The following is a 12,966-nucleotide window of genomic DNA, read 5'->3' as shown; positions in this document are numbered from 1 at the left end:
CTGCTGCACCGCCACCTCGTCCACCGCCAGGCGCTGGGCCAGCTGCGGAAACGCGGGAAAGATGGTGTCGATCGAGAACGGACCGAACATGGCCAGGCCAGCGAGCAACAGGGCCATGCGGCGGGTGGAAGGAGCAACGGCGGCGGTCATCGGGCAAGCGTCCGGCAGGGCCATGCATGACACGCACGGCGGGCGCCGATCCCCTGCAGCAGGGACGGCGCCAGATGAATACGAGAATCCCACCATCATAGGTGGGGAATGCGCGCGATGCCATGCACGGATGCACAGAACGCACGCCCGGGCCATCGGCCATTCAGCCCCGTGAGGCCAGCCCGGGCCACCGTCAGGCGCCGGCAACGAGCTATAATCGGCGGGCAACACGGTGGGAGAAGCAGGTCACCGCTGCCGAAGGCGCAACGCCCGTAATCGCTCAGGCCCGATACCACCCGTAACAGAACTCTGGAGAGACCGGTTCGATCCGGCGCCGAAGGGGCACGAAGCTGCGGTTTTCCGCGCTTTTAAACTCTCAGGCAAAAGGACAGAGGGGCGCCCGCAGACCGCCGACCGGCGGCTTGTGCCCGTGCGTGTGCCCTTTCCTGACGGATCCTTCGCCATGTCCCAGAACACCCCTTCCCTGCGTGAGCTCGAGCACCATTCGGCGTTCGTCGAGCGCCACATCGGCCCCAACGATGCCGAGATCGCGCAGATGCTCGGCGTCATCGGCCACGCCTCGCTGGATGCGATGACCGATGCCATCGTGCCGGCCAAGATCAAGTCGCCGGCACCGCTGGCGCTGCCGGAGTCGATCACCGAAGTGCAGGCGCTGGCGAAGATCCGCGCGATCGCCGACAAGAACACCGTGCTGCGCAGCTTCATCGGCCAGGGCTACTACGGTACCCACACGCCGAACGTGATCCTGCGCAACATCCTGGAAAACCCGGCCTGGTACACCGCCTACACCCCGTACCAGGCGGAAATCTCGCAGGGCCGCATGGAAGCGCTGATCAACTTCCAGACCCTGTGCGCCGACCTSACCGGCATGGMMATCGCCAAYGCCTCGCTGCTSGACGAAGCCACGGCSGCCGCYGARGCGATGACSCTSGCCAAGCGCTCGGCCAAGTCGAAGTCGGACACCTTCTTCGTGCACGACGCCGTGCACCCGCAGACGCTGGAACTGCTGCGCACCCGCGCCGAGCCCATGGGCATCGTGCTGCGCGTGGGCACCCCGGCCGAAGCGCTGGAAGCGGAAGCCTTCGGCCTGCTGCTGCAGTACCCGGACACCTTCGGCCAGGTGGGCGACTACAAGGCGCTGGTCGATGCCGTGCACGCGCGCGGCGGCCTGGTGGCCGTGGCCACCGACCTGCTGGCACTGACCCTGCTGGCCGCCCCGGGCGAATGGGGTGCGGACATCGTGGTCGGCAACAGCCAGCGTTTCGGCGTGCCGTTCGGCTTCGGTGGCCCGCATGCTGCGTTCATGGCCTGCCGTGACGCCTACAAGCGTTCGATGCCGGGCCGCCTGATCGGCGTCTCGATCGACGCACAGGGCAACCCGGCCTACCGCCTGACCCTGCAGACCCGCGAACAGCACATCCGCCGCGAGAAGGCCACCTCCAACATCTGCACCGCACAGGTGCTGCTGGCGGTGATGGCCTCGATGTATGCCGTCTACCACGGTCCGGAAGGCCTGACCCGCATCGCCCGCCGCACCCATCGCCTGGCCGCCATCCTGGCCAGCGCGCTGCGCACTGCCGGTGTGCAGGTCGGTGCCGACTTCTTCGACACGCTGCACGTCACCGGTGTCGACGCCGACGCGATCCATGCCAAGGCCCGTGCCGCCGGCTACAACCTGCGTGCGATCGACAGCAGTTCGGTCGGCATCAGCCTGGACGAGACCGCCACCCGCGCCGACATCGTCGCCGTAGGCGCGCTGTTCGGTGCCACCGTTGATGTGGACGCGCTCGATGCCAGCACCGCCGATGCGCTGCCGGCCGGCCTGCTGCGCCAGTCCGCGTTCCTGACCCACCCGGTGTTCAACACCCACCACAGCGAGCACGAACTGCTGCGCTACCTGCGTTCGCTGGCCGACAAGGACCTSGCGMTSGACCGCASSATGATCCCGCTGGGCWSSTGCACCATGAAGCTCAACGCCACCGCCGAAATGATCCCGGTGACCTGGCCRGAGTTCTCGCAGATCCACCCGCTGGTGCCGGCCGAGCAGGCGCTGGGCTACAAGGAACTGATCGATTCGCTGGAAGCGATGCTGGTCGAGTGCACYGGCTACGACGCCGTCAGCCTGCAGCCGAACTCCGGYKCGCAGGGCGAGTACGCCGGCCTGCTGGCGATCCGCGCCTACCACCGCTCGCGTGGCGAAGATCACCGTGACATCTGCCTGATCCCGGATTCGGCGCATGGCACCAACCCGGCCTCGGCGCAGATGTGCGGCATGAAGGTCGTGGTCACCAAGACCGATGCCAACGGCAACGTCGACGTCGAAGACATCCGTCTCAACGCCGAGAAGTACAGCGACCGCCTGGCCGCGATCATGATGACCTACCCGTCCACGCACGGCGTGTTCGAGGAAGAGGTGGTGGAGATCTGCGAGATCATCCACAAGCATGGCGGCCAGGTGTACACCGACGGTGCCAACATGAACGCCCTGGTCGGCGTGGCCAAGCCGGGCAAGTGGGGTTCGGACGTTTCGCACCTGAACCTGCACAAGACCTTCTGCATCCCGCACGGCGGCGGCGGCCCGGGCGTTGGCCCGTGTGCGGTCAAGTCGCACCTTGCCCCGTTCCTGCCGGGCAAGCTGGGTGACAACGGTCCGGTCGGCATGGTCAGCGCCGCCAGCTTCGGCAGCGCCTCGATCCTGCCGATCAGCTGGATGTACATCGCGATGATGGGCACCGAGGGCCTGCGCAAGGCCACCCAGGTCGCCCAGCTCAACGCCAACTACATCGCCAAGCGCCTGGCCCCGCACTTCAAGACCCTGTACACCGGTCGCAACGGCCTGGTCGCGCACGAGTGCATCCTGGACGTTCGTCCGCTGGAGAAGACCAGCGGCATCGGTGCCGAAGACGTGGCCAAGCGCCTGATCGACTTCGGCTTCCATGCCCCGACCCTGAGCTTCCCGGTGGCCGGCACGCTGATGGTCGAACCGACCGAAAGCGAATCGCTGCACGAGCTGGACCGCTTCATCGACGCGATGATCCAGATCCGCGAAGAGATCACCGCGATCGAAGACGGCCGCCTGGACCGCGAGGACAACCCGCTGAAGAACGCCCCGCACACGGCCACGGCCGTGACCGCCAGCGAGTGGACCCACGCCTACCCGCGCGAGCTGGCCGCCTTCCCGCTGCCGAGCCTGAAGCTGCAGAAGTACTGGCCGCCGGTCGCCCGCGTCGACAACGTGTACGGCGACAAGAACGTGATGTGTGCCTGCATCCCGGTCGATGCCTACAAGGATGATGAAGTCGAGGCGTAAGCCATCGCGGCATCGGAAATGAGAACGGCCCGCGCAAGCGGGCCGTTCTTGTTTTCCGGTAGCGCCGGGCCATGCCCGGCGAGCGCAGCGGCAGAACGCGTCACGGGTCGGGCATCTGCCCCAGGCTCAACTGCCACGACACGCCGAAGCGGTCCTGCACCCAGCCGTAGCGGCTGCTGAAATCCTGCTCGCCCACCGGCATCAGCCAGTGCCCGCCGTCACCCAGCACGCGCGCGGCACGCTCGAATGATTCGGCGCCGGAACACTCGACGAACAGCGACATCGAGGGCGTGAAGGTGAAGTCGTGCACATCCAGGCTGTCAAAGCACAGGTAGTGGGTGCCGCCGAGCAGGAAAATGGCCTGGCGGACCTGCCCGGGCACGCCCGCGCCCGCCCCGTCCGGGTGGCGCTGCAGGGCCAGCAGGCGGAATTCGGCGAAGGCTTCGGCGTACAGGGCCAGCGCCGCTTCGGCCTGGCCGGTGAACATCAGGAAGGGACGGCTGCGCAGCATGCGGTGCTCCCGTTCGTCGGGCCGGTGATGGCCCACGCGATCAGGATGGCACGCGGAATGTGGGCGCGGCGTATCGGTAGCGCCGGGCCATGCCCGGCGGCCCCATCACGCCTCGCGCATGCGCCGGGCGATGGCGCTGCTGGCCGCGATGGTCGCCGTCAGCGCCACCATCGACAGGAACTGCAGGCGCGTATGCGCTTCACTCAGCAGCAGGCCGAAGATCAGCGCCAGGATCGCCAGCGCACAGACGGTCAGCCACGGGAAGCCTGCCATGCGGAACGGCAGGCGCGTGCCCAGACGGTCGGCGCGACGGCGCAGCACCAGCTGCGAGACCAGCGACAACGTCCACACCAGCAGGCAGGTGGAACCGACGATGTTCAGCAGCACCGGCAACACCTTGTCCGGGAACAGCAGTTCCATGATGGTGGCAGCAAAGCCGAACAGGACGCTGGCCAGCACCGCGATCACCGGCACCTGGCGCGGATCGGTCCAGCCCAGCACGGCCGGTGCTTCGCGGCGTTGCGCCAGCGAATACATCATGCGCGARGCGCCRTAGAGGTTGGCATTGAGCGCYGACAGCAGSGCRATCACCGCGATCAGGGTGATGGCRGTGGCCGCGCCCGGGATATTGGCGACATCGAGAACCGCGGCGAACGGCGACTTCAGCGCTTCGCTGGTCCACGGCACCACGGCGATGATCACGCTCAGCGAACCGATGTAGAACACCAGGATGCGCCAGGCCACGGTGCGGATGGCACGGGCGATGCTGCGCTCGGGGTCTTCGGTCTCCGCCGCAGCGACGGCCACGATTTCGGTGCCACCGAAGGCGAACACCACCACCAACAGCGCCGCGCCGATGCCGGCCAGGCCCTTCGGTGCGAAGCCACCATGCTCGGTGAAGTTGCTCAGGCCCGGCGAGGCCACCTGCGGCAGCCAGCCCATCAGCAGCGCCACGCCCACGGCGATGAAGGCCAGGATCGCCGCCACCTTGAGGATGGCGAACCAGAATTCGAACTCGCCGAAGTTCTTCACCCCGAGCAGGTTGATCGCGGTGAAGAACAGCATGAAGGCCAATGCCGCCATCGGTACCGGCACCACCGGCCAGACCGTGGCCAGCAATCCGGCCGCACCCAYTGCCTCGGCGGCGATCACGATGACCAGCTGCACCCACCACAGCCAGCCCACGGTGGCACCGGCGGTGGCGCCCATGGCATCGGCCGCATACACCGAGAACGCACCGCTGGTCGGCTTGGCCGCGGCCATTTCGCCCAGCGCGTTCATCACGATGATCACCAGCGCACCGGCCACCAGGTAGGACACCAGCACCGCCGGGCCGGCCGCCTGCACGCCCASGCCGGAGCCGAGGAACAGGCCGGCGCCGATGGCGCTGCCCAGCCCCATCATGATCAGCTGGCGTGGCTTGAGCGAATGGCCGAGGCGGGAGGGCGAAGCGGTCGTATCGGGGGTGGCGGGCATCGGCAGGGCTGGCGGCGGCTACAAGGGCGACACCTTACCGTGTCCAGCCGCCGCGGGGATAGGCACAGCGCAGCAGGAAACTCAGGCCGGTACCGGCTCGCCGACATTGCCGCCGATACGGGCGCGGTAGGCGCGCGGGGAGAAACCGGTTTCAGCCTTGAACTTGCGGGTGAACGCGCTCTGGTCGCTGAAACCGCAGGCCTGGCCGATGCAGGCAATGCTCTCGTTGCCATGCAGCAGGTGCATGGCCATCTGGATCCGCAGCCGGGTCAGCACCTGCTGCGGCGTCATCTGGAACACCTTGCGGAAGCTGCGCTCCAGCTTGGACAACGAGAACCCGGTGATGTCCAGCAGCGTCTGCATCCGCACGTTCTCGGCGTAGTGCGTATTGAGGTGGGCCAAGGCCAGACGGAGCTGCTCGTACTGGGTCCCCAGGCTGTCCTTCTGGCCGAGGTCGCGGGAAATGCCGATCAGCCCCTCGACCTGCCCGTCCACCAGCAGCGGGCGTTTGCAGGTCAGGCACCAGCCCGGTTCGCGGTTGGCGAACAGGTGCAGCTCCATCAGGTTCTCGATCACCTCGCCGGACAGCACGCGTGCGTCCTGGTCGACATAGTCCGCACTCAGGCCGGTGGGGTAGATCTCGGCCGCGGTGCGTCCGATCACGTCCTTGCGCGCACGCAGGCCCAGCCGTCGCAGCATGGTCTGGTTGACGTAGGTGTAGCGGCCCTGGCGATCCTTCATGAAGAACAGCACGTCCGGAATGGCGTCGAACAGGGCTTCGATGTCGGCGGGTTCGACTCGCATGCGGCAAGCATACCCGAGCCGCCGATTTGTCTGCGCGTTCACTCCCACGGGACCGTGCATTAACGCCGGCGGCGCCACTGTCTGGAGTCTGCCCCCCTACCCGCTCCAGGAGATCCTCCATGGCCGCCAGCAAGCCGACCGGCAAGCGCGCTCCCGCCACCACCTCCGCCGACCCTGACAGCCGCGGCCAGGGCGATGAACTGCATCCGCTCGCAGGAGGCGCCCATCCGGTACTGACCAGCAACCAGGGCATTCCGGTTGCAGACAACCAGAACTCCCTGCGCCAGGGACCGCGTGGACCCACCCTGCTGGAAGACTTCCTGCTGCGCGAGAAGATCACCCACTTCGACCACGAGCGTATTCCCGAGCGCATCGTCCATGCACGCGGTTCGGCCGCCCACGGCTTCTTCGAACTGACCCGCTCGCTGGGCAAGGTGACCCGGGCGAAGATCCTCACCGAGGTCGGGGTGAAGACGCCGGTGTTCACCCGCTTCTCCACGGTTGCCGGCGGCGCCGGCTCGGTCGACACCCCGCGCGACGTGCGCGGCTTYGCSRTSAAGTTCTACACCRRSGARGGCAACTGGGAYCTGGTSGGCAACAACAYYCCSGTGTTCTTCATCCAGGACGCGATCAAGTTYCCCGACCTGATCCATGCGGTGAAGATGGAACCGGACCGCGCCTTCCCGCAGGCAGCCAGCGCACACGACACGTTCTGGGATTTCGTCTCGCTGATGCCCGAATCGATGCACATGATCATGTGGGCGATGAGCGACCGCACGATTCCGCGCTCGCTGCGCACCATCGAAGGCTTCGGCATCCACAGCTTCCGCCTGCTGGATGAGGAAGGGAACTCCACCTTCGTCAAGTTCCACTGGCGGCCGAAGCTCGGGCTGCAGTCCACCGTCTGGGACGAGGCGCTGAAGCTGCAGGCCGCCGACAACGATTTCCACCGCCGCGACCTGTTCGAGGCGATCCAGCGCGGCGACTTCCCCGAGTGGGAGCTGGCCGTGCAGCTGTTCACCGAAGAACAGGCCGATGGCTTCCCGTTCGACCACCTGGACCCGACCAAGATCATCCCCGAGTCGCTGGTGCCGCTGCAGGTGATCGGACGCATGGTGCTGGACCGCTGGCCGGACAATTTCTTCGCCGAGACCGAGCWGGTCGCCTWCTGCCCRGCCAACRTSSYGCCGGGCATCGAYTTCASCRAYGAYCCGCTGCTGCAGGGGCGRYTGTTCTCCTATCTGGATACCCAGCTGATCCGCCTGGGCGGACCGAACTTCAACCAGATTCCGATCAACGCACCGAAGTGCCCGTTCGCCAACCATCAGCGCGATGGCCACATGCAGATGCAGGTGCCGAAGGGGCGCGTGGCCTACGACCCCAGTTCGCTGCAGGAAGACAGCCCGCGCGAGACGCCCGCCGGTTTCCGCAGCCACGCCAGCGCCGATGATGGGCGCAAGGGCCGCACCCGCGCGGAGAGCTTTGCCGACCACTACAGCCAGGCGCGGATGTTCTTCCGCAGCCTGGAAAAACCGGAACAGGCGCACCTGGCCTCGGCGCTGGTGTTCGAGCTGTCGAAGGTGGAAACGGAGAAGGTGCGCGTGCGCACCGTCAGCCATCTGCGCAACATCGACGAAGGCCTGGCCAAGCGCGTGGCCGACGGGCTGGCACTGGGCACGCTGCCCGCCCCGGCACCGACGGCAACCCCTGCACAGGACCTGCCCGCCGCACCCGAGGTCCGCGTGATCGGCCGCAACAAGCCCCTGCTGCAGGGGCGCTGCATCGGCATCCTGTTCGACGAGGGCTCCGATGCACGGGTGATCGCCAATCTGCGCAAGTCCGCCGAAAAGGCCGGCGCCAGCGTCAAGCTGGTCGCGCCGAAAATTGGCGGTGCCACGCTCAGCGACGGCAAAACGCAGGCCGCCGATGGACAGCTGGCCGGTACCCCGTCGGTGGTGTTCGACGCAGTGGCGGTCGTGCTGAGTGCCGACGCCGGCAAGGCCTTGGCCAAGGAAGCGGCAGCCGTGGGCTTTGTCAGCGATGCCTGGGCGCACCTGAAAGCCATCGCCAGTGACGAAGGCGCACAGGCCCTGTTGAAGGCAGCGCGCGTCGGCAACGATGCCGGCACCGTGGAGGCCGAAGACAGCAAGGCCTTCCTCGCCGCTGCCGCCACCCGCCAGTGGGCACGCGAGCCGAAGCTGCGCCTGCTGGCCTGACCATCCGACAGGAGAATCCCCATGCCCCGTGGTGACAAATCCGCCTATACCGACAAGCAGAAGCGCCAGGCCGAGCATATCGAAGAGAGTGAGCGCGAACGCGGTGCCAGTGAAGGCACCGCCGAGCGCATCGCCTGGGCCACCGTGAACAAGCAGGATGGTGGTGGAAAGCGCAGCGGCAGCGCGCGCCAGGCAACGAAGAAGGTGGCCAGAAAGACAACGGCGAAGAAGGCTTCCGCAAGCAAGGCGACTGCAAAGAAGGTGGCGAAGAAGACCGCTGCGAAGAAGACGCCTGCGAAGAAGGCCGTCACCAGGAAGACTGCTGCAAAGAAGGCGGTGAAGAAGGCCCCTGCGAAGGTCCCTGCAAAGAAGGCAGCCGCCGGGAAGGCAACGCAGAAGAGCGCCTCACGCAGCACCGCAGCGAAGAAGGCCGCGAAGACCCGTGCAGCAAAAAAGGCGGTACGCAAGACCGCGGCGAAGAAGGCCGCACGCACCCGCGCCGGCAGTTAGCCGGTAGCGGGCAGCGCCCTCACCCAACCGGCCACCACCGCGGCGGCCGGTTCGGCACAGGCCTGCAGCAGCAGATGCGGCCCGTCCAGGGCCACGTGCCGCGCGTCCGGCAGCAGGGTCTGCAGCTCGGCTACGCTCGGTGGCCACAGCAGCCGGTCATGACCCGCCTGCAGGCACAGCGCCGGCACCCCGATCTGCGGCAGCAATGCGCGTACGTCCACCCGCAGGGTCGCTGCGGCGCGCTGCCGCAACGTGGTCGCTGGAACCTGAGCCAACGCAGCGCGCAGCATCGACATGTGCTCGCCGGTGCGCCACCGCCCCAGCAGCAGGCGCGCCAGCATCGCCACGGGAGGCACCGGCCAGGCCGGTGACAGCAGTGCCGCGCCGGCTGCCGGCAATGGCACGGGCCGGCGCGCAAAGGTCGCGGCCAGCACCAGTCCGCGCAGCGCTGCGGGCTGGCGCGCGGCCAGCTCGACTGCCAACGGCCCCGAGAAGGACTCGGCAAGCAGGATGAAGGGGTGGCGGGGCAGCTGCGGCCACAGCCATCTGGCAAGCGTGGCGTAATCCTGCCCGCCCTGCGCAGGCAGCGCGATCGCCTGCGTCGTCAGCCCATGAGCCTGCAGTGCGGACAGCAACGGGGTCGACATGCTGCCGGTGCCATCCAAGCCCGGCAGCATCAGTACGTGCAGCGGCGCGGCCGACGCGGCATCACAGCCCTGTTTTTTCCTCACGTCCCGTTCCCATGCCAGCTCCTTTGCTGGCAAGCATCGCCCGGATCGGCAGGCGAAGGAACCTCTTCCTGGCTCTCCCTCTGCTGTGCCGGCCAAGGTTGCGCGATACTGCCGGCTCCGCCGCAGGATGCGGCTACCAAGGAGAGCGTTGATGCGAGGGACCTACGCACTGGCCATGATGGCCCTGATGCTGCCACTGACCACCTTTGCCAGCGATGGCTGGATAAATGGCGACGGCAAGGCGGTGCCGCAGACCGATGCCATGAAATCCAGCGATGGCTTTGCGGCATCCCTGCTGGTCACCTCCGACGCCGACTGGCGGGGCAAGTGGGAAACTCCACCGGAGAGCACTCCCAGCTTTACCGAGGCCAGCGAAGTCCACCTGGGCGGAGAATTGTTCCTGCTGACATTCCTGTCCAACCCGCAACTGGATGAGAACCGCGTACCCAAGGTGCACTGCGATCTGCGCATGCTTCGCCCGGACGGCAGTACCAGTGTCGACGAACGCGATGTTCCCTGCTTCACTGCCGCCCTGCCCGGCCCGCCAACCCTGCTGTACATGACCAGTGTGCAGCTGAAGTTCGTCGCCGAGGCAGGTGACCCGAAGGGCACGTGGACCGCGCAGGTGGTGGTCAGGGATCTGTTGCGGAATGTAAGCCTGCCCCTGCAGGCCCGCTTCGACGTCCGTTGACAGGAGGCCTGCAGATGAAGATGCGACGACTTCTGAGCTGGACAGGCCTTGCGCTGTGCGTGGTCTACCTGCTGTTGACCRCGTGGCTGGTCCACGGCGCGCAGACAGACGCCGACCCGAAGGGTACCTACATCCTGATGGCACTCCCCATCACCCTGCAGTCTGCCGCGCTTGATGCCATCGGCGCAGGCAGCCTGTTGTACGGCAAGCCCTGGTCGACCGCGTATGCGGTGCTGGTTCCGCCAACCCTGCTGTTGCTGTACGCGGCCGGTTGGTTGATCGAACGCTCGGCACGCGGGCGCTAGCGGAACTCAACCGTTGCGTGCATCGACGCCCTGCATGCGGGTCATCGCATGCAGGGCGCCACCCAACATCGCGCTGTCGCTGGCTTACGCCGCGCGTGCAGGCAGGCTGGGCATGCGTGCCCCCTGCTCCAGCTGGAACACCGACACCGACGTGGTCAGCGCATGCGCCTGCTCTTCCAGCGCGCGGCTGGCAGCGGTCGCCTCTTCCACCAGCGCAGCGTTCTGCTGGGTCACCTGGTCCATCTGCACCACCACCTGGTTGACCTGCTCGATGCCGGCCGCCTGTTCCTTGCTGGCGGCGGCGATGTCGCTCATCAGCTGGGTGGTACGCGAGCTCGCCTGGGCCACGCGGGCAATGGCGGCTTCCGATTCCACGGTCACGGCCAGACCACTCTGCACCTTGGCAGCGGCGTCCTCGATCAACTCCTTGATCTCCTTGGCAGCGACACCGGCACGCTGTGCCAGCGTACGCACTTCGCTGGCCACCACCGCAAAGCCGCGTCCCTGTTCGCCGGCACGCGCCGCTTCCACTGCAGCGTTCAGCGCCAGGATGTTGGTCTGGAAGGCGATGCCATCGATCACCGTGGAGATTTCCGAAATGCGCGCCGAAGACTGGTCGATCTCGCCCATCACCGTGGCCATCTGCGCCATGGCCTGCTCGGTCTCGCGCACGGCAACGCCGGCCGCATGCGCTTCGCTGTCAGCCTGGCGTGCCAGTTCGGCGTTCTGGCGCACGGTCGAGGTCAGCTCTTCCATCGAGGCGGCAGCCTCTTCCAGATTCGCGGCCTGTTGCTCGGTACGGCGCGACAGATCGTTGTTGCCGGCCGCCAGTTCCTGTGCCGCGTTGTTGATGCTGTCGGCGGCCACCTGGATGCCACGCACGATTCCGGTCAGCTGCGTGGTGGTGGCATTGGCATCGTCACGCATGCGCGCGAACACGCCCTCGTACTCGCCCTCCATGCGCGCGGTGAGGTTGCCATGCGAGATGGCGCGCAGCACGTCGGAGACATCGGCGATGCTGGCCTGCGAACTGGCCATCATGCCGTTGAGGTGGTTCACCATCGCCTGGAACTGGTACTGGAATGCCGCGGCGTCGCCACGCACGCTGAAATCGCCAGCGCGCGCGGCACGGGCCAGTTCATCGATCTGCGCGTTGATCGCCATCAGGCTCTGCTTCACCGCCGCCAGGGTACGGGTCAGCGTGCCCTTCTCACCCGGGTACTCGGGCAGATCGCGGCTGAGGTCGCCGATGGCATAGCGCTGCATCACCTCGGCCATCAGCAGCTGCACCTGCACGTGTGATTCGACCAGGTGGTTGGTGGCCTGCACCATGCGGCCGAAGTCGCCGGGGAACGCACTGGCGTCCATCCGGTAACGGATCGCGCCGGCTTCATGCTGCTCGGCCATCTGCAGCTGCGCGCCGATGGCGGCCTGAACGCTCTGGCGCACGCTGGCCATGGCCTCGCCGAGCTGGGTCAGCTCGTCACGGCCACCCAGGCGGAATTCCTGGTCCAGTTCACCCTTGGACAGGCGCTCGGCCAGCTGCACTGCACGCGCCAGCGGGCCGGTCATGCTGCGACCGATCAGTACCGATGCGGCGATGCCTGCCAGCAGCGCCACGCCACCCAGCACCAGCAGCTGCAGCAGGCTGCGCTCGCCCAGGCGGATCGCCTCGGCAGCGGCCTCGCGGCTTTCCTTTTCTTCATAGGCCACGCCATCGGCCAGCGCCTTGTTCCAGCCATTGGCCGCTTCCTGCACCGGGCCCAGGGTCAGCGCCACGGCGCCGGGGAAATCGCCCTGTTCCATCAGTTCGCTGGTCTGCTTGTTGAGCGGACGGGCGAGCGCGCGCTTGGCGGCGATGGTCTCGCCGATCACCTTGCCTTCGGCATCGCCGGGCAGGGCCTGGTAGGCCGTCCAACTGGCCTCGTAGCGCTTGACCAGAGCGGCGATGCGCTGCTCGTCGTTGGCACGGTCTTCGCCCTGGCGGATCAGCATCTCGCGTCGCACGACCATCATCTGGTTGTTGGCATCAAGCATCTCCGACAGCAGCCGCACCTTGGCTACGCCGACCTCGACCACCTGCTCCATCGCGCGCTTCTGCACCATGGTGGCGGTGGCACCGGTAGCGACCACGGCGGCAACCAGCAGCAACAACAGGCCAAAGCCAAGCCCAAGACGCCAGGCGACCCTGACGTTCCTCAAGTAGTTCATGGGGTGAATCCAAAACGGGGGGGATGCGCC

Annotated in this window: 10 protein-coding genes, 1 pseudogene and 1 riboswitch; of the genes and pseudogenes, 5 read left to right on the top strand and 6 right to left on the bottom strand. The window is 67.1% G+C overall.

Features of this window, described 5'->3' with window-relative positions:
• Positions 1 to 150: pseudogene (locus tag AC1VAN_RS00990) on the bottom strand (Bcr/CflA family drug resistance efflux transporter); the annotation flags it as partial.
• A gap of 299 nt (positions 151 to 449) precedes the next feature.
• A riboswitch (glycine riboswitch) is annotated at positions 450 to 552 on the top strand.
• 61 nt (positions 553 to 613) lie between these two features.
• Between AC1VAN_RS00990 and gcvP the strand changes: the two are divergent.
• Positions 614 to 3,481 carry an aminomethyl-transferring glycine dehydrogenase gene (gcvP, locus tag AC1VAN_RS00985; protein ID WP_480985105.1) on the top strand — a complete coding sequence of 956 codons (2,868 nt, stop codon included), beginning with the start codon at positions 614 to 616 and terminating at the stop codon, positions 3,479 to 3,481.
• A gap of 100 nt (positions 3,482 to 3,581) precedes the next feature.
• On the opposite strand, the gene AC1VAN_RS00980 is transcribed toward gcvP, so the two are convergent.
• The 3 genes from AC1VAN_RS00980 to AC1VAN_RS00970 form a co-directional block, all read right to left on the bottom strand.
• Complete coding sequence (locus AC1VAN_RS00980) at positions 3,582 to 3,992, bottom strand: VOC family protein (protein WP_025877065.1); 411 nt, start codon at positions 3,990 to 3,992, stop codon at positions 3,582 to 3,584.
• Positions 3,993 to 4,097: 105 nt separating this feature from the next.
• Positions 4,098 to 5,468 carry an amino acid permease gene (locus AC1VAN_RS00975; RefSeq protein ID WP_480985104.1) on the bottom strand — a complete coding sequence of 457 codons (1,371 nt, stop codon included), beginning with the start codon at positions 5,466 to 5,468 and terminating at the stop codon, positions 4,098 to 4,100.
• 81 nt (positions 5,469 to 5,549) lie between these two features.
• Complete coding sequence (locus tag AC1VAN_RS00970) at positions 5,550 to 6,272, bottom strand: AraC family transcriptional regulator (protein WP_025877061.1); 723 nt, start codon at positions 6,270 to 6,272, stop codon at positions 5,550 to 5,552.
• Between the two features lie 119 nt (positions 6,273 to 6,391).
• Here AC1VAN_RS00970 and AC1VAN_RS00965 point away from each other — a divergent pair, with 119 nt between their 5' ends.
• Positions 6,392 to 8,488, top strand: a complete 2,097-nt coding sequence (locus AC1VAN_RS00965; protein ID WP_480985103.1) for a catalase — start codon at positions 6,392 to 6,394, stop codon at positions 8,486 to 8,488.
• 21 nt (positions 8,489 to 8,509) lie between these two features.
• On the top strand, positions 8,510 to 8,998 hold the full coding sequence (locus AC1VAN_RS00960; protein ID WP_442251905.1) for a hypothetical protein: 489 nt from the start codon (positions 8,510 to 8,512) through the stop codon (positions 8,996 to 8,998).
• On the opposite strand, the gene AC1VAN_RS00955 is transcribed toward AC1VAN_RS00960, so the two are convergent.
• Positions 8,995 to 9,729: an alpha/beta fold hydrolase gene (locus AC1VAN_RS00955; RefSeq protein WP_442251904.1), complete on the bottom strand. Its 735-nt coding sequence runs from the start codon at positions 9,727 to 9,729 to the stop codon at positions 8,995 to 8,997. The two genes, AC1VAN_RS00960 and AC1VAN_RS00955, sit on opposite strands and share 4 nt — an antisense overlap.
• 151 nt (positions 9,730 to 9,880) lie before the next feature.
• On the opposite strand from AC1VAN_RS00955, the gene AC1VAN_RS00950 reads away from it, so the two are divergent.
• The gene (locus tag AC1VAN_RS00950) at positions 9,881 to 10,420 is read left to right on the top strand and encodes a hypothetical protein (RefSeq protein WP_105164494.1); all 540 of its coding nucleotides are present in this window, start codon (positions 9,881 to 9,883) and stop codon (positions 10,418 to 10,420) included.
• Positions 10,421 to 10,434: 14 nt separating this feature from the next.
• Positions 10,435 to 10,725 carry a hypothetical protein gene (locus AC1VAN_RS00945; protein WP_480985102.1) on the top strand — a complete coding sequence of 97 codons (291 nt, stop codon included), beginning with the start codon at positions 10,435 to 10,437 and terminating at the stop codon, positions 10,723 to 10,725.
• Positions 10,726 to 10,809: 84 nt separating this feature from the next.
• On the opposite strand, the gene AC1VAN_RS00940 is transcribed toward AC1VAN_RS00945, so the two are convergent.
• Entirely contained in the window at positions 10,810 to 12,936 is a 2,127-nt protein-coding gene (locus AC1VAN_RS00940) for a methyl-accepting chemotaxis protein (protein WP_025877051.1), read from the bottom strand.
• Positions 12,937 to 12,966: the final 30 nt, after the last annotated feature.

The sequence above is a fragment of the Stenotrophomonas sp. 05L44_2 genome (assembly GCF_056665995.1).
The sequence above is the reverse complement of the archived record's forward strand: the minus strand, read 5'-3'. Positions and strand labels throughout refer to the sequence as shown.

Excerpts from the sequence above, each read along its gene's own strand:
- AC1VAN_RS00950 (WP_105164494.1), top strand. The coding sequence starts at position 9,881 with ATGCGAGGGACCTACGCACTGGCCATGATGGCCCTGATGCTGCCACTG.
- AC1VAN_RS00980 (WP_025877065.1), bottom strand. The coding sequence starts at position 3,992 with ATGCTGCGCAGCCGTCCCTTCCTGATGTTCACCGGCCAGGCCGAAGCG.
- AC1VAN_RS00960 (WP_442251905.1), top strand. The coding sequence starts at position 8,510 with ATGCCCCGTGGTGACAAATCCGCCTATACCGACAAGCAGAAGCGCCAG.
- AC1VAN_RS00940 (WP_025877051.1), bottom strand. The coding sequence starts at position 12,936 with ATGAACTACTTGAGGAACGTCAGGGTCGCCTGGCGTCTTGGGCTTGGC.
- AC1VAN_RS00970 (WP_025877061.1), bottom strand. The coding sequence starts at position 6,272 with ATGCGAGTCGAACCCGCCGACATCGAAGCCCTGTTCGACGCCATTCCG.